The sequence below is a fragment of the Sporomusa sp. GT1 genome (genome assembly GCF_014634905.1).
GTDB classification, from domain to species: Bacteria; Bacillota; Negativicutes; order Sporomusales; family Sporomusaceae; genus Sporomusa; species Sporomusa sphaeroides.
In genome coordinates, this window is sequence record NZ_BMBX01000003.1 from 156,738 (window position 1) to 177,384 (window position 20,647).

Below are 20,647 nucleotides of genomic sequence, written 5' to 3' on the forward strand. Positions count from 1 at the left end.
TTGTGATAATATACATTATGTTGCGTTAAACAGTGATAAGCAGAGAACCTATATATATCACAACATGCGGTCGTGGCGGAACGGCAGACGCGCTAGCCTCAGGAGCTAGTGGGGGCAACCCCGTGGTGGTTCAAATCCACTCGACCGCACCATCTATAAGCAGCGAACAAGGTTGTTGCGAGTCGTTAGAGAAGCAAGAACCTGTGTGAGTCGCTTAGTTCCAAACGGTAGCAAGGAACATCCTTTAAAAATTTCTTGACGAACCGAAGCATTTATCGTATAATTTCAGTTGTTGGATAACATAACATGCGGTCGTGGCGGAACGGCAGACGCGCTAGCCTCAGGAGCTAGTGGGGGCAACCTCGTGGTGGTTCAAATCCACTCGACCGCACCATAAGCAGCGAACCAGGTTGTTGCAAGCCATCAGGCGAAGTAAGAACCTGTGTGAGTCGCTTAGTTCTGAGTGGAGCGAAGAACATCCTCTATCTACAATAAACAACGCGGTTGTGGCGGAATCGGCAGACGCACCATCTTGAGGGGGTGGCGCTCACAAGGCGTGTGAGTTCAAGTCTCACCAACCGCACCAAAAAGCAAAAAAGCCTTTGAGACTATCTCAAAGGCTTTTTTAGTTATCTATTGACAAGCCTCGGCGAACTCTGTTATTATTTATACAATAAGCATATGGCCTTTAAGTTGGTCCTGTGAGGCTGGCAAGGGGATGGTAGTAGGGAATTTTGTCTTCTTGCGCGCTTTTCGTGCCAAGAAGGCTTTTATTATGCCTAATAATAACAAATACTATCCTTTAAATTGGCCCCGTGAGGTCTGCAAGGATGTTGTTGCCAAAACGCCAAGGCTTTATCCGGCGTGGTTAGTTATAACTCCTTGCTCCTTGGGGCAGGGAGTTTTTTTACATTCGAAGGGAGAGTGTGTAATGATTAAAGCCCATGTATCACTGAGAAACAAGGATATTCTTGGTCTTGAAACCATGTCCGCAGCCGAAATGAACCTGATTCTCGATACTGCAAAAGAAATGAAAAACATCATCGATCGTGATATCAAGAAAGCGCCCACACTGCGCGGCAAGTCCATCATTAATTTATTTTTTGAGAACAGTACCCGGACCCGTACTTCTTTCGAGCTGGCAGGCAAGTATCTTGGAGCAGATGTTGTTAACATATCGACAAGCACAAGCAGTGTTGCCAAAGGGGAAAGCTTGCGTGACACTCTGCTAACCGTCGAAGCCATGGGAGTAGATATTATCGTCATGCGCCATGAAGCCGAAGGCTCGGCGCAATTTGCTGCCAATATCGCTAAACCGGTAATCATCAATGCCGGTGATGGCGCGCATGAGCATCCGACCCAGGGTCTCTTGGATATGTTTACCATAAAGCAATATAAAGGCAATATTGCCGGCCTTAAAGTGGCTATTGTCGGCGATATTCTTCACAGCCGGGTAGCCCGTTCTAATATCTGGGGTCTTCTGAAAATGGGAGCCGAGGTTCATGTAGCCGGACCACAAACCCTGTTGCCGCGCGGCCTGGAACAGGTGGGTGTCACGGTACACCACCGGGTTGAAGATGCGCTGGATCAGGCAGATGTCGTGAATGTACTCCGGATTCAGCGTGAACGGCAGCAAAAGGGATTGTTCCCGTCGGCACGCGAATATGCCCGCATATTTGGTGTTAACGCGAAACGGCTGGCACTCGCCAAGCAGGATGCGCTATTGATGCATCCGGGTCCGATGAATCGCGGCCTGGAAATTGCGCCTGATGTAGCCTACGGGGAGCAGTCGGCGATACAAGAGCAGGTAAAGAACGGACTGGCAGTTAGAATGGCGTTGTTATTCTTGGTATTGATGGGAGGGACTCACATTGAAGCTGCTAATTAAAGGTGGACGCATTATAAATCCGGCTGAACAGATGGACATGACAGGCGATATTGTGATTGAACAGGGTAAGATCGTGGCAATCGGGCAAAACCTCACAGCCGATGGCGGGCAAGTTATTGAAGCCGCCGGCTTAGTTGTGGCTCCTGGTCTTATTGATATGCATGTGCACTTGCGGGAACCAGGCCTGGAGGCAAAAGAAGATATTGCTTCAGGTACACGGGCAGCCGCGGCCGGTGGCTTCACTACCGTCGCCTGCATGCCTAATACCAAGCCGGTTGTTGATAATTCGATTCTGGTTTCCGGGTTAATTCAGCGCGGCCAAACAGAAGGTGTAGTGAACCTTAAAATAATTGGTGCCTTAAGTAAGGGCCTGGAAGGCAAAGAGCTTGCCGAAATTGGTGATATGATTGCAGCCGGGGCGGTAGCCATCTCTGATGACGGCGGTCATTTGGACAGTACCCGGCTGTTAAAAACCGGTCTTGAGTATACCGGTATGTTTCAACGTCCGGTCATTACCCACTCGGAGGACGAAGAACTTGCCGGCGAAGGCTATATGCATGAAGGTGCCGTATCGGCCATGCTGGGAATAAAAGGACGGCCGGCCGTCGCTGAAGACATTGCGGTTGCCAGAGATATTATGCTGGCAGAATATGCAAATTCGCCCATTCATATTGCCCATGTAAGCAGTAAGGGGGCGGTTGAGATTATCCGGCAGGCTAAACGGCGGGGCGTAAAAGTGACGGCAGAAACAACACCACATCACCTGACCCTGACTGATGAAGAACTGAAGAGTTTTAACACCGCTTTCAAAGTAAACCCGCCGCTCCGGTCGGCCGACCATAGGGAAGCGCTGATTGCCGGACTGAAGGACGGAACCCTGGATGCCATTGCTACCGATCATGCTCCCCATGCTTTTGAGGAAAAAGATGTTGAGTTCCGTTATGCGCCCAGTGGCTTTGCCGGACTGGAAACAGCGCTTGGTGTTGTGCTGACAGGACTTTATCACACCAAAAAGCTGACACTGATGGAAGTGATTGATAAAATGTCATATGCTCCGGCAAAAATCCTCGGACTGGAAAGCGGTGTGCTGAAAGTCGGCGCTCCGGCAGATATAACGATTATCGATACTGAATATAAATGGGATGTTAATTGCATAAATTTTTATACAAGAGGCAAACATTCTCCATTTGAAGGCAGGAATTTTAAGGGCAAAGCGCTAATTACTATAGTGAACGGTAGTATAATTATGCAAAACGGCGAGGTGCTTAAATGATTGGCAAACTGATATTGGAAGACGGCAGCGTTTTCCAAGGGATGCTGGTTTCTGCTGCTAACACAGTTGGAGAAGTAGTGTTCAACACCGGCATGACCGGTTACCAAGAAGTATTGACAGATCCGTCCTATTGCGGACAAATCGTAACAATGACCTATCCCTTAATCGGCAATTACGGTGTGGCTGATATATTCGAACAAGCCAGACAATCGTTTGTACGGGGTTTTGTCATCAGCGAACTTTGCCATCAGCCCAGTAACTGGCAGGCGGAAGATTCTTTGGCTGCTTACCTGAAAGCCCGGAATATTCCCTGCATCTATGATGTTGATACCCGGGCAATTACCAGACGGATACGCTCACACGGGGCTATGAAAGGCGTGATTGTAACGGCTGATGCTACGGCAGGCGAAATTGCTGAGCTGTTGGGAAGACCGCTTTGTGATGATGTGGTCAATGAAGTCACGACAAACGAAGTTTATCGGATTTCAGGCAATGGACCGCGTATCGCGGTTATGGATTTCGGTATTAAACGTAATATCCTGAACACGATGGCCAACACCGGCTGCGATATTACGGTACTGCCTGCTCATACTCCGGCGGCAGAAATATTGGCTCTTAATCCTGACGGTGTATTTTTATCCAACGGGCCTGGCGACCCTAAAAATGCGCCGGTGGATACTGTACGGGAGTTAATCGGCAAAAAACCGATATTTGGCATTTGTCTGGGGCATCAACTCCTGGCTTTAGCTTTAGGGGCAGATACCTATAAGTTAAAGTTTGGCCATCGCGGTTCCAACCAGCCGGTCAAAGACCTGGCAACAAACAGGGTATATATTACCTCACAGAATCACGGCTATGCCATTGATGACAGCTCGCTCGGCAAAATTGACGTAACAGTAACTCACCGGGCGGTTAATGATGAAACCATCGAAGGCATGCGGCATAATAGTTTGCCTATTTTTTCGGTGCAATATCATCCCGAAGCCAAACCAGGCCCTGATGACAGCAGCTACTTGTTCGACGATTTTATGAAGCTTTTAGCCCAGGAAACAAATAAGGCAAGGGGGAACTAACGTTGCCGAAAAAAGACAAATTGCACAAAATTATGGTAATCGGCTCAGGACCAATTGTCATTGGCCAAGCGGCTGAATTTGACTATGCCGGCACACAAGCCTGCCAAACGCTGAAAGAAGATGGTTTTGAAGTGGTGCTGGTAAACAGTAATCCGGCTACCATTATGACAGATACCCATATTGCCGATTGGGTATATATTGAACCGCTTACTCCTGAATATTTAGAGGAAATTATCGCAAAAGAACGTCCGGACGGGCTGTTAGCTACGTTAGGCGGCCAGGCAGGACTTAATCTGGCGGTAAAACTGGCAGAAAATGGCGTACTGGACAAATATCAGGTTAAGCTCCTGGGGACACCGCTTGACGCAATCAAAAAAGCGGAAGACCGGGAACTATTCAAAGCCACTATGGAAGAAATTGGTCAGCCCATTCCGGAAAGCACCATTGTTGAAGATATTGACAGTGCGCTCAAGTTTGCGCAGGAAATTGGTTATCCGCTTATTGTGCGGCCAGCGTATACGCTGGGAGGAACTGGCGGCGGCATTGCCTATAATGATAAAGAACTCATTGATACAGTAAACAGAGGGCTGAAATACAGTCTGATTGGTCAGGCGCTGATTGAACGGAGTGTAGCAGGCTGGAAAGAAATAGAATACGAAGTTATTCGTGATGCGGCCGATAACTGCATTACGGTATGCAATATGGAAAACTTTGACCCTGTCGGCATCCACACCGGTGATAGTATTGTTGTAGCGCCGTCACAGACGCTTTCGGACCATGAATATCAGATGCTGAGAAGCGCGTCACTTAAAATCATCCGCGCGCTGGGCATCGAAGGCGGTTGTAATGTCCAGTATGCGCTTGACCCTAACAGCAGTAAATATATTGTCATCGAAGTAAATCCCCGGGTAAGCCGTTCCAGTGCGCTGGCTTCTAAAGCCACCGGTTATCCGATTGCCAAAGTAGCCACAAAAATCGCAATCGGCTACACCCTGGACGAAATTACCAACGCGGTAACCGGAAAAACTAAAGCCTGCTTTGAACCGGCCATTGACTATGTGGTAGTCAAGTTTCCCCGCTGGCCTTTTGATAAATTCAACCTTGCCGACCGGACTCTCGGCACCCAGATGAAGGCTACCGGAGAGGTTATGTCCATTGACCGTAATTTTGAAGGAGCCTTATTAAAAGCTGTGCGTTCCTTGGAGATTGGTCTTAACCGTTTATCCATTCCGGAATTGATTGGCCTTAGCGATCAGGAAATTATCGAAAAACTTGAGTCTGCCAATGACGAGCGGGCCTTTGTTATTGCCGAGGCTATGCGCCGCGGCATAACGGTGGCGGATATTCACGCCATAACCGCTATCGATAAATTTTTCCTGGACAAAATTGAAAACATTGTAGTGATGGAAAGAAAAATCAGCCAAGAATTATCACCCGCAGTGCTTCTTCGCGCTAAGAAAATGGGGTTTGCGGATAAAACCATTGCCGAGCTTACCGGTAAAACGGTATACCAAATCCGGACGATGCGCAAAGAGGCTAACATTGTGCCAACTTATAAAATGGTGGATACCTGCGCCGGTGAGTTTGAAGCAGTTACGCCTTACTACTACTCGAGCTATGCCCAGGAAGATGAAGTAACAACAACCGATAAACGCAAAGTTGTAGTACTGGGTTCCGGCCCCATCCGTATCGGCCAGGGCATCGAATTTGATTACTGCTCGGTGCATTCTGTCTGGGCACTGCGCGAGATGGGCATTGAGTCGGTTATTATCAATAATAATCCGGAAACCGTATCAACAGATTTTGATACTTCTGACCGCCTGTACTTTGAACCGCTGACACCGGAGGATGTATTAAATATTATTGATAAAGAAAAGCCTGAGGGCGTCATCGTTCAGTTCGGTGGTCAAACGGCCATCAATTTGGCCGGACCGCTGGAAAAAGCCGGTGTCAAGATCTTTGGCACCAGTGTGGAAGGGATTGACAGAGCGGAAGACCGGGAAAGGTTTGAAGCCCTCTTAGAAGAACTCAATATTCCACGCCCCCAGGGCGCTACAGTCACCGCTGCCGCTCAGGCGCCGGCAGCAGCCGCCCGTATCGGCTATCCGGTTGTTGTCCGTCCTTCCTATGTACTGGGCGGGCGGGCTATGGAAATTGTCTATAATGAAACCGAGTTAAAAGATTATATGGTGCGTGCCGTAAAAGCCTCGCCAGAGCATCCGGTGCTGATTGACCGTTATATGCAAGGCACAGAGGTAGAGGTTGACGCTATCGCTGACGGCGAGGATTTTCTGATCCCTGGCATCATGGAGCATATCGAACGTGCCGGCGTCCATTCCGGTGACAGTATCGCGGTGTACCCGCCGCAAACATTGTCGCCTAAGGTCATTGACACCATTATCGACTACACCGGGCGTCTGTCCAAGGGACTTAAAGTAAAAGGCCTGATCAATATTCAGTATGTTATTGTTGATGAAGAAGTTTACGTAATCGAAGTAAACCCCAGATCCAGCCGGACAATTCCGTTCTTAAGCAAAATTACCGATATACCAATGGTCAACGTAGCAACCCGTATAGCTCTAGGCGAGACCTTGAAAGGCTTGGGATACACTCCCGGACTGCTGCCACTCAGAGACTATATTGCCGTCAAAGTACCGGTATTCTCTTTTGCCAAAATGCAGCATGTGGATATCTCGCTTGGACCGGAAATGAAATCCACCGGTGAGGTTATGGGAATTGATTATCAATATTCCAGAGCGCTTTATAAAGGAATTGTCGGTGCAGGTATGAATATACCGCAAGAGGGTACAGTACTGGTGACAGTGGCTGATAAAGATAAACCTGAGGCTGCCGAGATCGCCAAAGAGTTTGTCCAAATGGGCTATGAACTGATTGCAACCAGCGGTACGGCTAAGTATCTCCGGTCACAGGGTTTAACGGTAGGCGAGGTACCTAAGCTCCATGAACAACAGCCGGAAATCATTGAGATGATTAAGGCTGGAAAAATCAATATGGTTATTAATACTTTAACTAAAGGACGGGATTTTGAAAGCGACGGTTTCAAAATCAGAAGGGCGGCTGTGGAGCATTCCCTGCTTTGCCTGACCTCGATGGACACGGCCAGCGCCGTACTTGATGTGCTTAGTATCATGCGTCAGGGCAAATTCCTTTATGTACTGGCATTGCAGGACTATGTAGGCGGAGGAGAAACAACCCGTGGCTAAAACCTGTGTACTGGCTCAGATAATTGAAAATAGCGTTATTGCCGGCGATGTATTTAAATTGATTGTGACTGCTCCGGCAATTGCCGGTATTGCCCGGCCCGGTCAGTTTGTCCACCTGCGGCTGACAGACCAGCTTGATCCATTGCTCAGACGGCCGCTCAGCATTGCCGATTGCCATGCTGCTAACGGCACACTGACTCTCATTTACCGGGTTATTGGTCGTGGGACAATGCTTATGACTAAGCTTCAGCCAGGAAATACTGTCGATTGCATGGGACCGCTGGGCAATGGTTTTACCTTGACAGGCCAGCGCCCCCTCCTGGTAGGGGGCGGTATGGGGCTGGCGCCGCTTGTTATGCTGGCCAAAGCCTTTTGCTCCCGGCCGGCTACTATATTGATGGGCGGACGCAATGAACAGGAGCTGTTTTGGCCCAATATGTATGCCGGGGTTTGCCCCAATATACATATTACAACAGATGACGGCAGTATCGGTTACCGCGGTTTTACGATAGATGTATTGCCCGGACTATTAGAAAAAGAAAAGTTTGATGTCATCTATGCCTGTGGACCGCATGTCATGCTTCAGGGTGTGGCGGCCATTGCTGCAAAATACAAGATTCCTTGTCAGGTTTCACTGGAAGAATATATGGCCTGCGGTGTTGGTGCCTGTCTTTCCTGTACCTGCGCCGGTACCAGCGGCAAACGTCACAAAGTGTGCACCGACGGCCCGGTTTTCTGGGCCGAGGAGGTGGCATGGTGAGCAATGTAAATGATATGCTTGCTGTCAATATTGCCGGGATAAAAATGAAGACACCGGTTATGACAGCTTCAGGAACCTTTGGCTTTGGTCTGGAATACAGCGATTTTGTTGATTTGAACCAGGTAGGTGCCATAGTCGTTAAAGGCACAACCCTTGCTCCGAAGGCCGGCAACAGCGGCCGGCGGATGGCGGAAACCCCGGCAGGGATGCTCAACTCTATTGGTCTGGAAAATCCCGGTGTGGAGGAATTTATCCACACCATAATGCCCAGACTGGTGCAATATGATGTGCCTGTTATTGTTAACATTTCAGGCAATACGGTGGAAGAATACGGGCAATTGGCGGCAAGGCTTGACAAGACAGGGGTAGCCGGTTTGGAAGTAAATATTTCCTGCCCTAATGTCAAGCAAGGCGGCATTGCTTTCGGTACCTGCCCGGATAGTGCGGCACAGGTAGTGAGAGAAGTAAAAGCAAAGACTACTTTGCCGGTTATCGCCAAGCTTTCACCCAATGTTACCGATATTGCCCTTATGGCCAAAGCGGTGGAAGCTGCCGGTGCGGATGCCATCTCGCTCATTAATACCCTGCTGGGAATGGCTATCGATATCCATACCTGGCGGCCTGTGCTTGGCAACATTGTCGGCGGCTTTTCCGGGCCGGCAGTTAAACCGGTGGCAGTACGCATGGTGTGGCAGGCAGCCAACGCCGTCAAAGTACCGGTTATTGGTATGGGTGGAATTATGACTGCAGCTGACGCCGTTGAATTTATGCTGGCCGGAGCCAGTGCCGTAGCGGTTGGCACAGCCAATTTTGTTAATCCGTACGCAGCTGTTGAGGTAGCCGGGGGCATCAGAGATTATCTTATCGAGCGCGGTTTAAACCAAGTGAGCCAGCTTGTCGGCAAAGTCAACTGCGGCTAAAATCATATAGCAGGGAGAATGCAAAATGGAAGTACGTAACCGTTTGATTGTAGCCCTTGATGTTGCCAGTATGGCTGATGTCAGGCAACTTGTTGAGACTTTAGGCGATGCAGTAAGCTATTATAAAGTCGGCATGCAGCTTTTTTATAGTGTGGGCATGGAATGTCTGACCTTTCTGCGTGAGCAGGGCAAAGATGTATTTCTTGATCTGAAAATGCATGATATTCCGAATACAGTGGCTCAGGGTGCAGCTTCGCTCACCCGGCTGGGAGTGGCTATGATTAATGTTCATGCATCAGGCGGACAGGCGATGATGCAGGCTGCGGCTGAAAAGGTTGCCGAAACCGCCAAAACTCTTAATATACTGCGGCCCAAGCTTATAGCTGTCACTATTCTTACCAGTATGAATGATGCCGAATGGGCCTCGCTGAGAAATACGGCCAGTATTCCTGACCAGGTAGTGCATCTGGCAAAAATGGCGCAGGCAGCCGGAATGGACGGAGTGGTTGCATCACCGCAGGAAGCAGAGCTTATCCGGGCAGCCTGTGGCAAGAATTTTGCCATTATTACTCCCGGTGTTCGCCCCCATGGCGCAGCCTTAAACGACCAAAGCCGGATTGCTACACCGGCGGCAGCTTTACAGGCAGGCGCACATTATCTGGTGGTAGGACGGCCCATTACGGCAGCCCCGGATCCAAGGGCAGCAGCATTGGCAATTTTAGAGGAAATGAGGGAAGCATAATGAATGAGGCAGAAGTGAGACAGCTATTTGTTGAGACAGGTGCCATTTTAGAGGGGCATTTTCTATTGACGTCAGGCTTGCATAGTCCGCTGTATGTCGAGAAATTCCAGGTGTTGCAATATCCGAAACATACTGAAAAACTGTGTGTGGCAATAGCTGAACGTTTTAAGAACGCTAATATTGAACTGGTAGTTGGCCCTGTAACCGGAGGCATCATCCTGGCCCATGAAGTGGGTAAACATCTTGGTACCCGTGCCATTTTTACTGAGCGGGAAAATGGAAAGATGACACTGAGACGCGGTTTTGTCATTGAAAAAGGGCAGCGTGTGCTTATTGTTGAAGATATTGTTACAACAGGCGGATCGGTAAAAGAAGTTGTTGATGTGGTGCGCCAGCATGGTGGCATTCCGGTTGCGGTAGGCATGCTGGTTGACCGCAGCGGCGGCAAAGCCGACTTTGGTATACCGGCTCAAGCGCTGCTGCATTTGACTGTTCCGGCCTACCAACCGGATGATTGCCCTTTATGTAAAGAAGGTACAGCCATCACCAAGCGCGGCAGCCGCAAGCTATAACTATGCAAACAAGGCTGCACCAGTTCGTGCAGCCTTGTTACATTATTACTTATTTCATAGAAATTATAGTAAACAAGCGATATAAAGATATTCAACGAGATATACATAAATAATTCCGTAAAATAGTTGCTGAAAGCTATTGCTATTCTGTGAGAACCATGGTAATATTAGATTCTGTCAGGGAGATACATGAATTACGGCCCCGTGGTGTAGCGGTCTAACATGCCGCCCTGTCACGGCGGAGATCGACGGTTCAAATCCGTTCGGGGTCGCCATTTAAGCGGAAGTAGCTCAGCGGTAGAGCATCGCCTTGCCAAGGCGAGGGTCGCGAGTTCGAATCTCGTTTTCCGCTCCATACAGGGGTATAGCTCAATTGGTAGAGTAGCGGTCTCCAAAACCGTTGGTTGAGGGTTCAAGTCCTTCTGCCCCTGCCACAAATAAAGAATCCATACAGGTTTTCAGCCTGTATGGATTCTTTATTTACTTACAAGCCAAGATCCTTTAATTTACCTGTCAGCCAGTTCCAGCTCTTTTACCTTTAATACCTCTTCACGCAGTGTCAGCCAGATAGACTGGAACAGTTCGTTATAATGAAGAGTGGTGCGGATGGCTGCAATGTCACGAGGGCGGGAGAGATTGACGTTGACGATTGATTTGACCGTACCAGGATGTGCGGTCATGATGAGAATGCGGTCACTGAGGCATAAAGCTTCATCAATGCTATGGGTGATAAAGACGGTGGTTTTTTTGCTCAGATCCCAAATACGCAATAGTTCTTGCTGAAGAATGATCCTGTTCTGTTCATCAAGCGCACCAAAAGGCTCATCCATTAGCAGTATCTCCGGATCATTGGCAAAAGCGCGGGCCACGCTTACCCGCTGCTTCATACCGCCGGAAAGCTGGTGAGGATAGGCTTTGGCAAATTTGCTCAGGCCTATCATGCGAATATAATCTTCAGCAATTTCATAACGCTCTTTTTTGGGTATACCACGCAGTTTGAGGCCGTACGCTACATTGTCAATCACCGTCATCCAGGGAAAGACCGACTGTTCCTGAAACACCATAGAATTTACCGGGCGGTCGCCTGATTTGAGTGCTATATCAACACTGCCGCAGGATGCTGTATCCAAGCCGGCAAGTATGCGCAGCAGTGTAGTTTTGCCGCAGCCGCTTGGTCCAACAATCGAGAAAAACTCACCGTCTCCGATAGCAATATTAATGTCAGTAAGAGCGGTAATCTGACCACGGCTGGTAGCAAATGTTTTTCCTATATTGGTTAAGACAATGCTGTTGCTGTAATAAGGCATAACCGCACCTCCTTTGGAACCCTTTTAATTGGTTTGTTTCCAGGGCAGCACCAGATGTTCCAGCCAGTCAAGCAACAGGGAAAAGATATAGCCAAGCACCGATAAGGTAATCAGTGCCACAAACATCTGCTCAATATCAAACATATCATAGGCCCGCCAAATCATCCAACCGACGCCGGCTTTGGCGGCCGACATTTCGGCTGCCACAATCAGAATAAGAGCCATGCCCATACCAAGCTTTAGTCCGGCGAATATCATGGGCAATGCTCCCGGCAAAGCAACGGTAAGGTAAAAATCTTTACGGCTGGCACCAAAATTTTTGGCGACCTCCAGATAAATTTTATCAATATTTAATACACCGGCCATCGTATTAATTACCACCAGATAAAAGACACCAATGGCAATGGTGAATATCTTGGAGGTTTCCCCCAGTCCGAAAATGAGGAGAATGAGCGGCATAATGGCTAGTTTGGGAATAGGATAGGTAGCTGCAATCATTGGTTCAAAAGCCGAACGAACAAAAGGGGAAAGCCCCATGCTCATGCCGAGAAGAATCCCGGGAATGGCACCGGCCAGAAAGCCCCAAATGACCCGTAATACGCTTACCCAGGTGTTGTAAATCAGGTCGCCGGAAATTAATAAGGGGAAAAAAGCCTGGAGAATAAGTGACGGACTTGAGAGCAAACGGGTATCAACAAACCCTGCCCGGGCTGCAATTTCCCAAATGAAGAGCAGAGTTAACGGAGACAGTATGGAAATGGCTGTTTTCATTATAATCAGCTCCCGGTATACGACATAACTTACTGATAAGCACCCAATGTTTGTACGGCAAAGTCTACATACTTGTTATCAACAGCATCTTCCAATTGAATTTCGGATTTCAGCAAGCCTCTGGCTTTGTACCAGGCCAAGTCAGCAGCAATGCCCTGCATTCTTAGGTAACCGTCAGGATTAAGTCCTGTGGGAAACATTTTTTCATATAGTTCAGGATCTTTGATTACTGAATACCTGCACAGTATAGCAATGATCTCTCCTTTATTTTTATTCTTAAAAAAGGCGTCATTGTAGTCGCGCATAGATTTAACATAGGCGGTCATAAAGCGGTTGGCGACATCTGGCCGTGTTGTCATGCTTGTGCCGTACACTAACAGCGCGATTTGTGCCTCAGGGTCATATTCAGACGGGTCTTTCCAGGGGTCGACAAATCCTCTGGCAATGCCTTGGGTTACAAAAGGCTCAATCACCATAGCGGCGTCGATACTTTTATTGCCAAGTGAAACAAGCATATCCGGGAAAGCACGGATTACCTGCATATCAATATCGTTGACGGTTAAGCCTCCCTTGGCCAACACTCTGTCTAAACATATTTCATCAAGTGAAGCTGTGCCAACCACGGCAATTTTTTTGCCGCGCAAGTCGGAAAAATCTTCAATTTTGCCGGCAAGGTCTTTTCTTATAACCAGCCGGTAATAGCCTTGACCGGGAACATTAATGCCTTTGTCGGCTACAATTTTTACCGGTATGTCCCGCGACATGGCGTTTAGCAGTCCGGATGCCGTAACTGTCGCACCGACATCTAACTGACCTGCGGCCAATTGATTGATCATTTCCTGGCCTGTATTAAACTGTACAGGCTCAATTTTAATCCCCAGATCCTGATAATACCCTTTAGCCATGCCAATAAGAATACCAGCATCAGAAACAACCTGCTTCATGCCGACTTTTACAACGATTTCTTGTGGCAGGGGCGTTAAGCCAGAGGACCAGGCAGGGGCTTTTGCCGGATTTACCCGGGTAGCGGGCGCCTGACTGCAGGCAGTAATGAGAAAGGTGAGTACAAGTAAGACTGAAACCAGTCCACACCAGCGTCTTACCATGTGAAATCCCTCCTTGTTGCTATTGTCTATACTTCCGGGTGAGCTACTTTTATAGTATTCGGACTTTGTTTTTTGGTTACAGGGGAGGCAGGTTTTTTTGCAGGTAACCAAGAATATAATCATTAGCTAATAGGAGAGGACTAACTCATGGAAAAAATTATTGAACAAGTTGCTGGCTGGGATTATTTAAAGAAACTCCCTCGTGAAATTTTCGGTTTTACGCTAATTAATGAATTAATGACTTGTGGTTCCCAGTATCGCATTTTTACTTATAATAACCACATGGCCCGGCGCAGTTTTACTATTATGTATGATCAAGCGACTAAAGACTTCCTGGCCCGTACAGTAGTGGGATTAATGGAATACTGTGATATTAGCTTTATTACCGGCGATTTGGCGGCATTGGAAAATATTCTGACAGACCGGATGGAAAAAACCCTTAAGGGATTAGTATATTTTGATCCGGTATCTTTGTGTGTGCGGTTTAAAGAAAAGAAAATTGTTGAATGGCCGTATATAACCAAGCTGCCCAAGCAATTGTCCGGATTTGAACTTTTTATAAATCCGCGGGAACCGCTTAAAGCATTAAACGGTACCTACGTTTTAATAGACTACAGTGATTTTACGACAGAGAGCAATTTGACGATAAACTATAATATTTTCCGTGACGAATTTTTTGGTGAAATCCGTACCAAGCGGACACCTGTTATGATATCTGATTTTGATGCCAAAACATTGCCTGAGCTTGAGGCGCGGGTAGTGGACAAGCTAATTCCAACTCTTGACGATTTGAGTAAAACTACAAGAACAATCTGATTAGAATCTGCAATTAAGGAGGTAAGCTATATGCCAAGAATATTAATATGTGATGATTCCTCATTCATGCGCATGATACTCAAAAAACTGCTAATAGAAAAAGGACACGAAGTAGTTGCAGAAGCTGGTGACGGAAAACACGCTGTACAATTATATCGTCAACATAAACCGGACTTGGTTACTATGGATATCACCATGCCGGTCATGGACGGAATCCAGGCAGTCAAACATATTCATGAGGAAGACCCTTTTGCTCGTATTGTTATGGTAACAGCCATTGGTCAACGGAGTATTATCACTGAGGCCATCAAAGCAGGTGCATCAAGTTTTATTATCAAACCTTTTGATCCAGGACAAGTAGAGGAAACGATCAATAAAGTCCTGGCTGGTTAAATCTGCTTACTGAAAATACTTGACTATTTAGATATATTACTATATAATTAATCGCGTTGCTGTGCATGTTGAGTATGATTTTACTAGCTAAAGTATTGACTTTACCTAGCAAATAATATATACTAAAACATGCGATTGTCTAGCGGCCCTGTGGTGTAGCGGTCTAACATGCCGCCCTGTCACGGCGGAGATCGACGGTTCAAATCCGTTCAGGGTCGCCATTTCGCCTCGGTAGCTCAGTCGGTAGAGCAGAGGACTGAAAATCCTCGTGTCGGCAGTTCGATTCTGCCCTGAGGCACCATTTAAGCGGAAGTAGCTCAGCGGTAGAGCATCGCCTTGCCAAGGCGAGGGTCGCGAGTTCGAATCTCGTTTTCCGCTCCAGTTCCATATTTAGAGGAAGTTCCGCGCTACGCTGGAACTAAACGACTCACACATGTTGCTTCGCTGTTTATGGCGGCATAGCCAAGTGGTAAGGCAGAGGTCTGCAAAACCTCTATTCCCCAGTTCAAATCTGGGTGCCGCCTCCATCTACAAAATAAAGCCACATATTCGTGGTTTTTATTTATGCTAACTAATCCCCATGCCGGGGTGGCGGAACTGGCAGACGCAACGGACTTAAAATCCGTCGGAAAGAAATTTCCGTACCGGTTCGATTCCGGTCCTCGGCACCAAACGTAAAAAGAACTTCGCGAATAGCGCGGAGTTCTTTTTACGTTTCATAGTTTGTCTGAGGAGGTTAGTAGGTTAAGGAATTACACGGCGCTTGCAGCAGTCGAATGGCCGACATAATCGGTATGGCCGGCAGTAATATGGTCTGCAATGATACGGGCGGCAATAAAAGGGAATGCAGCATTGACGAATATCCTGCTGTTCGTCAAATTCGGTTATTTCCGGATACTCTTTGAGCCGTTCATTTCTTTTGTTTTTCACAAATGTAACCCTCCATTACTCTGATATTACATAATATGCAGCGTTGAAATAATGGAGAGCAAAAAACGCCCGGACAACATGGAAGTGTCGGGCGCTTTTTCAACTTTACTTCCTGCTTTGTGCCATTAATGCAGCGACTTTGTTGGCAAAGCTGATTGGGTCTTCAGGGGCAATGCCCTCCATAAGCAAGGCCTGCCCATAGAGTAAATCGCAATAATCTTTAAACTCTGTAGAATCCGGAGCCGTTTCATGCAGGGTCTTGATAACGGCGAAAATTTCATGGTCTGGATTGATTTCCAGGATACGGCTTGCTTTGAAGGAGGACTTGTTCATCTCAGCTAAAATTTGTTCCATAGATAAGCTAATGCCGGTATCACCGCTAACCAGGCAAACGGCGCTTGATTTGAGGCGGCTGCTAAGCTTAACATCGGCAACTTTACCGGTCAACTGGTCTTTTATTGCTTTAATCAACGACTCATTTTCCTTGGAAAGCTCTTGAACCTCTTTTTGTATTTCAGAAGAGCCGATATCTTGCAAGTCTAAATTGCCGCGGCTGACTGACTGGAATTTTTTATCCTTGTACTCACCCAGAGCATCAATACTAAATTCGTCCACCCGGTCAAAGAGGTAGAGGACTTCAATACCTTTTTCTTTGAGAAGTTCCATCTGCGGCAGACGCTCTACGGCAGAACGATCTTTGCCGGTGGCGTAATAAATAACTTTTTGTTGCTCAGGCATCCGGTCTGTATACTCTTGCAATGTAGTAAGCTCTTCAGACTGGGAAGAGGAGAAAAGCAGCAGATCTTTTAACTTGTCGCGACTGTGATAATCCGCATAAACTCCCGTTTTTATGGCTTTGCCATACTCATTCCAGAACTTTTCATATTTAGACCGGTCTTTGCTCAGCATGTTTTCCAGTGTTTTCAGGATGCTCTTTTCCAGGTTTTTACCAACCAGTTTTAGCTGTTGACTGTGTTGGAGAAGCTCCCGGGAGATATTAAGGGAAAAGTCGGGAGAGTCGACCAGGCCTTTGACAAAGCGCAAATACTCAGGAAGCAATTCCTGGCAATTGTCCATGATAAATACATTTTTAGAGTATAGTCTGATACCGGTTGTGGCCTCACGCTGGTAAAAATCAAAAGGAGCATGAGCGGGAACGAAGAGCAGGGTAGTATATTCTACAGCACCTTCTACTTTCGAGTGAATGATCTCCAAAGCATCTTCCCAATCGTGGAAAAGGGTTTTATATAGCTGATTGTACTCATCTTTTGAGATATCATTCTTGTTACGCGTCCACAGCGGCGTCATGGAGTTAAGGGTGCGTACTTCTACTGTTTGGGAAGGAGGCGCACCAGCTATTGCTTTGCCCTCCGCATCTAACGGCTGTTCTTCTTTGACAAAATTCATTTTAATGGGATAGCGGATGTAATCAGAATATTTTTTTACCAGGTTTTGAAGAATATAGCGGTTTAAAAAGTTTTCTTCCTGATGCTCAGGTGAATGGTACTCTTGCTTTAAAGTCAGCACAATCGTGGTGCCGCGCGTATCCTTGTCACACTCTTCGATGGTATAAGTGCCATCACCGGTTGACTCCCACTTAATGCCTTTGCTTTGTCCAGGTGCACGGGTTAATAAAGTTACTTTTTCAGCCACCATAAAGGCTGAGTAAAAACCGACCCCGAACTGACCAATTAATTCCGTATCAGCGACCGAACCAGCCTCTTTTACTTTTTCAAGGAAGGATTTTGTACCTGATTTAGCGATAGTGCCGATGTTCTCAACTACTTCATCAAGCGTCATGCCCATGCCATTGTCGGCAATAGTCAGAGTATGAGTAGTTTCGTCGGGAATAAGAAAGATTTCAAAATCAGTCTCGTTTTCTAAAAGCGCATGATTGGTTAATGACTCAAACCGAATTTTGTCGATGGCGTCTGAGGCATTCGAGATAAGTTCCCGCAAAAAAATTTCCCGGTTAGTATAAATAGAGTGAACCATCAAATCCAACAATTGTTTAGTCTCTGCTTGAAATTCCCTTGTTTCTTTAGTAATTGCTTCTTGAACCATAGAAACCTCCGATATTTTATTACTCTGTTAGCACTCTTTGTCTTTGAGTGCTAAATATATCTAAATAATAGCTAAATTACCAGGTAAAATCAAATGTTGCAACAGATAAATTAGTCCAAATTGCTATAATACTGCTGCTTATAGCTGTGATTTTCGTTATATTACGGTATTTTTCGCGCAAATTTTATTTGTTTGCAAATAGCAACGTTTTTTTGGCGGGAGATAATCATTATGTGGCAACTTGTTGGTATTCTAAAATATAATACCAAGAAAAGCATGACATCCCCCTTGACAATACTGGCTGCTATTCGTTATAATTCAAATGCAATCAATTGAATATGACCTTCATCGTAAGGGGAGTAGCTTTTCGGATAATTGTCAACATACGGTGCCTGAGGCATCTGGCATTATCATTGGTATATTACCAATAGTGAGACCTTCGGTATGTATTAATTGCGTACCTAAGGTCTTTTTAGTTTGAGAGGAGGAGCCACCAAGGAAGCAAAATAGCTTTTGCATTGGTATAGAATAGTGTTGGAAAACACCACACTAGTAAGAACAGAAAATAGGAGGAATAATTTATGGATTTTTTCGGTACTATTGGTCCTGAATGGTTTATGGCTTTGGGAAGCATCCTTTTGGTTAACTTGGTATTAAGCGGTGATAATGCTGTTATTATTGCACTTGCCAGTAAAAACCTGCCACCTGATCAAAGAAACAAAGCAATTATGTGGGGAAGTGTGGGGGCGGTTGTTCTCAGGATCATTCTTACCTTCGTAGCAGCTTATCTGTTGGATATCCCGTATCTCCAATTTTTTGGCGGTTTGGCCTTGCTTTATATTGCCATTAGCCTGTTGAAAAAAGATGAGGGTGAAGGCAATGTAGGTCAAGCTAATTCCTACTTCGAAGCCATTAAAATTATTCTGTTTGCCGACCTTATCATGAGCCTGGACAATGTTCTTGCTTTGGCCGCTATTGCCCAAACCGTTCCTTCCGGTAAATACGGTTTGATTACGATTGGTCTTGCAACCAGCATTCCGCTAGTGGTGTTTGGCGCCCAACTTTTGATGAAACTTATGGATCGTTTCCCGATCATTATCTATATCGGAGCAGGTATACTTGGGTATGCAGCCGCTGCAATGATCGTTGCCGATAGTGCGGTCGGACAATATGTCAGCGATTATGCGTTATTCCTCAAAATTGCCTTGACATTGGCAGTAGTTGGTATCGGGTATGTGAGGAGAAACAAACCTGATGCCCCCACTGAAGCCGAGGGTTAATTAATTTAATTTGTTTTTTGCCAGGATGAAAACCGCCGACGGGCAATTGCCGTCGGCGGTTTTGTTTTACCCTCGCGGCGGACAGCAGTGCAGGTGTAATCGTCAAAAGACCGGCACAAGCCGTGTCTTGGTTACATTCTCTCAACTATACGCAATATCGGCAGTACCAGCGCAGCCAGTACCAGGATAAAGATACCAATGGCTCCAGACCGGTTATCATGCCGCATAAGCCAATAAGCATAGGTTATGGCGTGAAAACCGATGACGGCGCCAATGCCCAGGTGTATGTAATCCACGCAAAAATCACTCCCTGATTGGCATAGTTTTATACATAAGGCCGGTACGGCGCAGCTTGGCATCTACTTTGATATGTATTTGGGCCTGTGGATAAAGACGGTTCCAGTCAATTGCGCTAAACTCGTCATAATTTTTGACTTTAGGCCGCAAATATTTGCCAAAGTTTACAACATCGGCTTCAAGTTCCTGAGTTTTGACCAGCATGTTTTTCATCTCCTGAGAAATGGCTTTAGATACCTGCTGCTCTATCTCCGGCCGCAGCTCATCAGCCTCATAGTTAGTACCGCTGGAAATACTGCTTAATTCACATTCTATCAGCACTTCAATATTGATTTCCGGTACATCGTCAATCAGGCTGACCTCAATTTTCGGAGCGCTCCCCAACCGCATCAGAAGATAGACATTCTGTTCCGGCACACGCGGGTCGGCCAAGGTTAAAAATCCTTTAGGGAAATTTCCCATAAGAATGGCCAACATCCGGGTTTCTACATTTGTCAGCATACCTATCATTTTATCACCTTTAAATATGGCTGTGCCCGCAAGGGCGGCCGGATTACCGCCTTCACGCGCAATATCGCCGGGAAGATACCCCGGTGCCCGGTCAGGAAGTGTCGGTGCAGCACTTGGTTTATCTTTACCCGTATCAGGATTAATTCCTGCCAGAACGGTGCAGGGAGCGCCGCCCGGCTCCTTCAGCCTGACATAAAAATCATGCAGTTGGCTGGATAGATAATAGCCGCTTTCCGATGATATGCCCAAAACTCCTTCTGCCCAGCGTGATGGCAGCAATTCAAGTTCCGGATTGTTCATATCGATGAACTCTTTGGCAGTACCTCTGGCGACCACTAGGTACATGGAACCACGAAATTCCCGGAAACGAGTCAACGGCCCGATTAAATTGGCTAATCCTTGCCGGGCCAGTTTTTCACCAACAACCCAGATCTTGACATGAGAAAGATTGGGTGCACGGCCGACAGAGGCATTTAATAAAGTCTGAGCCTCAACCAGCGAAGGTGCTTTTACCGTAACTTTCTCCACCACTTTTTCGCCGCCGCCACTCTCGCCGCCACTGCCCAATGCCCTGGGAATAGCAATGAGGTAGGTTACGTTCAATTGATTATCTGCGGCGGCGTCAACGCCAACAGCCAATACGTAAGCCACCGCATCAGTTTCCCGCGCGCCATTGCAACCTGACATAAGGAGGCAGAAAAGCAGCAATGCCGATAATAAC

General features: G+C 46.9%; 18 protein-coding genes and 11 tRNA genes. 22 read left to right on the top strand and 7 right to left on the bottom strand.

Annotated features, from left to right (window positions below; genetic code table 11):
* The first annotated feature begins 66 nt into the window (after positions 1–66).
* From GT1_RS06310 to GT1_RS06375, 14 genes are all read left to right on the top strand, one after another.
* A tRNA-Leu gene (locus tag GT1_RS06310) sits at positions 67–152 on the top strand.
* A 156-nt stretch (positions 153–308) separates the two neighbouring features.
* Positions 309–394: transfer RNA gene (locus GT1_RS06315), tRNA-Leu, on the top strand.
* A 106-nt stretch (positions 395–500) separates the two neighbouring features.
* Positions 501–586 (top strand) — tRNA-Leu (locus GT1_RS06320).
* A 345-nt stretch (positions 587–931) separates the two neighbouring features.
* Complete coding sequence (locus GT1_RS06325; RefSeq protein ID WP_188398024.1) at positions 932–1,888, top strand: aspartate carbamoyltransferase catalytic subunit; 957 nt, start codon at positions 932–934, stop codon at positions 1,886–1,888.
* Entirely contained in the window at positions 1,872–3,161 is a 1,290-nt protein-coding gene (locus tag GT1_RS06330) for a dihydroorotase (protein ID WP_075755731.1), read from the top strand. Before GT1_RS06325 ends, GT1_RS06330 begins: the two co-directional genes overlap by 17 nt.
* Positions 3,158–4,234, top strand: coding sequence for a glutamine-hydrolyzing carbamoyl-phosphate synthase small subunit (carA, locus tag GT1_RS06335; protein ID WP_075755730.1), 1,077 nt, complete (start codon positions 3,158–3,160; stop codon positions 4,232–4,234). Before GT1_RS06330 ends, carA begins: the two co-directional genes overlap by 4 nt.
* A gap of 2 nt (positions 4,235–4,236) precedes the next feature.
* Positions 4,237–7,458 carry a carbamoyl-phosphate synthase large subunit gene (carB, locus tag GT1_RS06340; RefSeq protein WP_188398025.1) on the top strand — a complete coding sequence of 1,074 codons (3,222 nt, stop codon included), beginning with the start codon at positions 4,237–4,239 and terminating at the stop codon, positions 7,456–7,458.
* Positions 7,451–8,218: a dihydroorotate dehydrogenase electron transfer subunit gene (locus GT1_RS06345; RefSeq protein ID WP_188398026.1), complete on the top strand. Its 768-nt coding sequence runs from the start codon at positions 7,451–7,453 to the stop codon at positions 8,216–8,218. Before carB ends, GT1_RS06345 begins: the two co-directional genes overlap by 8 nt.
* On the top strand, positions 8,212–9,138 hold the full coding sequence (locus tag GT1_RS06350) for a dihydroorotate dehydrogenase (protein ID WP_188398027.1): 927 nt from the start codon (positions 8,212–8,214) through the stop codon (positions 9,136–9,138). Before GT1_RS06345 ends, GT1_RS06350 begins: the two co-directional genes overlap by 7 nt.
* A gap of 25 nt (positions 9,139–9,163) precedes the next feature.
* Positions 9,164–9,880, top strand: coding sequence for an orotidine-5'-phosphate decarboxylase (gene pyrF / locus GT1_RS06355; protein ID WP_188398028.1), 717 nt, complete (start codon positions 9,164–9,166; stop codon positions 9,878–9,880).
* Positions 9,880–10,452, top strand: a complete 573-nt coding sequence (gene pyrE / locus GT1_RS06360) for an orotate phosphoribosyltransferase (protein ID WP_188398029.1) — start codon at positions 9,880–9,882, stop codon at positions 10,450–10,452. Before pyrF ends, pyrE begins: the two co-directional genes overlap by 1 nt.
* A gap of 198 nt (positions 10,453–10,650) precedes the next feature.
* Positions 10,651–10,727 (top strand) — tRNA-Asp (locus GT1_RS06365).
* A 5-nt stretch (positions 10,728–10,732) separates the two neighbouring features.
* Positions 10,733–10,807: transfer RNA gene (locus tag GT1_RS06370), tRNA-Gly, on the top strand.
* Between the two features lie 3 nt (positions 10,808–10,810).
* Positions 10,811–10,886: transfer RNA gene (locus GT1_RS06375), tRNA-Trp, on the top strand.
* Positions 10,887–10,958: 72 nt separating this feature from the next.
* Here the strand turns inward: GT1_RS06375 and GT1_RS06380 are convergent.
* From GT1_RS06380 to GT1_RS06390, 3 genes are read right to left on the bottom strand one after another with little or no spacing between them, the layout of a single operon-like run.
* A complete protein-coding gene (locus GT1_RS06380) occupies positions 10,959–11,759 on the bottom strand; it encodes an ABC transporter ATP-binding protein (protein ID WP_188398030.1) in 801 nt (266 codons plus the stop codon).
* A 24-nt stretch (positions 11,760–11,783) separates the two neighbouring features.
* Positions 11,784–12,530 (bottom strand): ABC transporter permease, encoded by a 747-nt coding sequence (locus GT1_RS06385; RefSeq protein WP_075755723.1) that lies wholly within the window; start codon positions 12,528–12,530, stop codon positions 11,784–11,786.
* A gap of 29 nt (positions 12,531–12,559) precedes the next feature.
* Positions 12,560–13,636 (bottom strand): ABC transporter substrate-binding protein, encoded by a 1,077-nt coding sequence (locus GT1_RS06390; protein WP_075755722.1) that lies wholly within the window; start codon positions 13,634–13,636, stop codon positions 12,560–12,562.
* A 147-nt stretch (positions 13,637–13,783) separates the two neighbouring features.
* Between GT1_RS06390 and GT1_RS06395 the strand changes: the two genes are divergently transcribed.
* From GT1_RS06395 to GT1_RS06425, 7 genes are all read left to right on the top strand, one after another.
* Positions 13,784–14,452 carry a hypothetical protein gene (locus GT1_RS06395; RefSeq protein WP_188398031.1) on the top strand — a complete coding sequence of 223 codons (669 nt, stop codon included), beginning with the start codon at positions 13,784–13,786 and terminating at the stop codon, positions 14,450–14,452.
* Between the two features lie 30 nt (positions 14,453–14,482).
* Complete coding sequence (locus GT1_RS06400) at positions 14,483–14,845, top strand: response regulator (protein ID WP_075755720.1); 363 nt, start codon at positions 14,483–14,485, stop codon at positions 14,843–14,845.
* Positions 14,846–14,989: 144 nt separating this feature from the next.
* Positions 14,990–15,066, top strand: a tRNA-Asp gene (locus tag GT1_RS06405).
* A gap of 4 nt (positions 15,067–15,070) precedes the next feature.
* Positions 15,071–15,146 (top strand) — tRNA-Phe (locus GT1_RS06410).
* 5 nt (positions 15,147–15,151) lie between these two features.
* Positions 15,152–15,226 (top strand) — tRNA-Gly (locus GT1_RS06415).
* Between the two features lie 71 nt (positions 15,227–15,297).
* Positions 15,298–15,372 (top strand) — tRNA-Cys (locus GT1_RS06420).
* A 55-nt stretch (positions 15,373–15,427) separates the two neighbouring features.
* A tRNA-Leu gene (locus GT1_RS06425) sits at positions 15,428–15,516 on the top strand.
* A 73-nt stretch (positions 15,517–15,589) separates the two neighbouring features.
* Here GT1_RS06425 and GT1_RS06430 read toward each other — a convergent pair.
* The gene (locus GT1_RS06430) at positions 15,590–15,775 is read right to left on the bottom strand and encodes a hypothetical protein (protein ID WP_143558978.1); all 186 of its coding nucleotides are present in this window, start codon (positions 15,773–15,775) and stop codon (positions 15,590–15,592) included.
* Positions 15,776–15,880: 105 nt separating this feature from the next.
* Complete coding sequence (htpG, locus tag GT1_RS06435; protein WP_188398032.1) at positions 15,881–17,839, bottom strand: molecular chaperone HtpG; 1,959 nt, start codon at positions 17,837–17,839, stop codon at positions 15,881–15,883.
* A 581-nt stretch (positions 17,840–18,420) separates the two neighbouring features.
* Between htpG and GT1_RS06440 the strand changes: the two genes are divergently transcribed.
* Positions 18,421–19,119, top strand: coding sequence for a TerC family protein (locus GT1_RS06440; RefSeq protein ID WP_075755718.1), 699 nt, complete (start codon positions 18,421–18,423; stop codon positions 19,117–19,119).
* Between the two features lie 131 nt (positions 19,120–19,250).
* Here the strand turns inward: GT1_RS06440 and GT1_RS06445 are convergent, their stop codons facing one another.
* Positions 19,251–19,415, bottom strand: a complete 165-nt coding sequence (locus GT1_RS06445) for a hypothetical protein (RefSeq protein ID WP_188398033.1) — start codon at positions 19,413–19,415, stop codon at positions 19,251–19,253.
* Between the two features lie 7 nt (positions 19,416–19,422).
* Positions 19,423–20,613 (bottom strand): Ger(x)C family spore germination protein, encoded by a 1,191-nt coding sequence (locus GT1_RS06450; protein WP_188398034.1) that lies wholly within the window; start codon positions 20,611–20,613, stop codon positions 19,423–19,425.
* Positions 20,614–20,647: the final 34 nt, after the last annotated feature.

Coding starts and splice junctions, on each gene's coding strand:
- GT1_RS06325 (WP_188398024.1), top strand. CDS start 932: ATGATTAAAGCCCATGTATCACTGAGAAACAAGGATATTCTTGGTCTT.
- carA (WP_075755730.1), top strand. CDS start 3,158: ATGATTGGCAAACTGATATTGGAAGACGGCAGCGTTTTCCAAGGGATG.
- GT1_RS06350 (WP_188398027.1), top strand. CDS start 8,212: ATGGTGAGCAATGTAAATGATATGCTTGCTGTCAATATTGCCGGGATA.
- pyrF (WP_188398028.1), top strand. CDS start 9,164: ATGGAAGTACGTAACCGTTTGATTGTAGCCCTTGATGTTGCCAGTATG.
- pyrE (WP_188398029.1), top strand. CDS start 9,880: ATGAATGAGGCAGAAGTGAGACAGCTATTTGTTGAGACAGGTGCCATT.
- GT1_RS06380 (WP_188398030.1), bottom strand. CDS start 11,759: ATGCCTTATTACAGCAACAGCATTGTCTTAACCAATATAGGAAAAACA.
- GT1_RS06385 (WP_075755723.1), bottom strand. CDS start 12,530: ATGAAAACAGCCATTTCCATACTGTCTCCGTTAACTCTGCTCTTCATT.
- GT1_RS06390 (WP_075755722.1), bottom strand. CDS start 13,636: ATGGTAAGACGCTGGTGTGGACTGGTTTCAGTCTTACTTGTACTCACC.
- GT1_RS06395 (WP_188398031.1), top strand. CDS start 13,784: ATGGAAAAAATTATTGAACAAGTTGCTGGCTGGGATTATTTAAAGAAA.
- GT1_RS06400 (WP_075755720.1), top strand. CDS start 14,483: ATGCCAAGAATATTAATATGTGATGATTCCTCATTCATGCGCATGATA.
- htpG (WP_188398032.1), bottom strand. CDS start 17,839: ATGGTTCAAGAAGCAATTACTAAAGAAACAAGGGAATTTCAAGCAGAG.
- GT1_RS06440 (WP_075755718.1), top strand. CDS start 18,421: ATGGATTTTTTCGGTACTATTGGTCCTGAATGGTTTATGGCTTTGGGA.
- GT1_RS06450 (WP_188398034.1), bottom strand. CDS start 20,613: ATGTCAGGTTGCAATGGCGCGCGGGAAACTGATGCGGTGGCTTACGTA.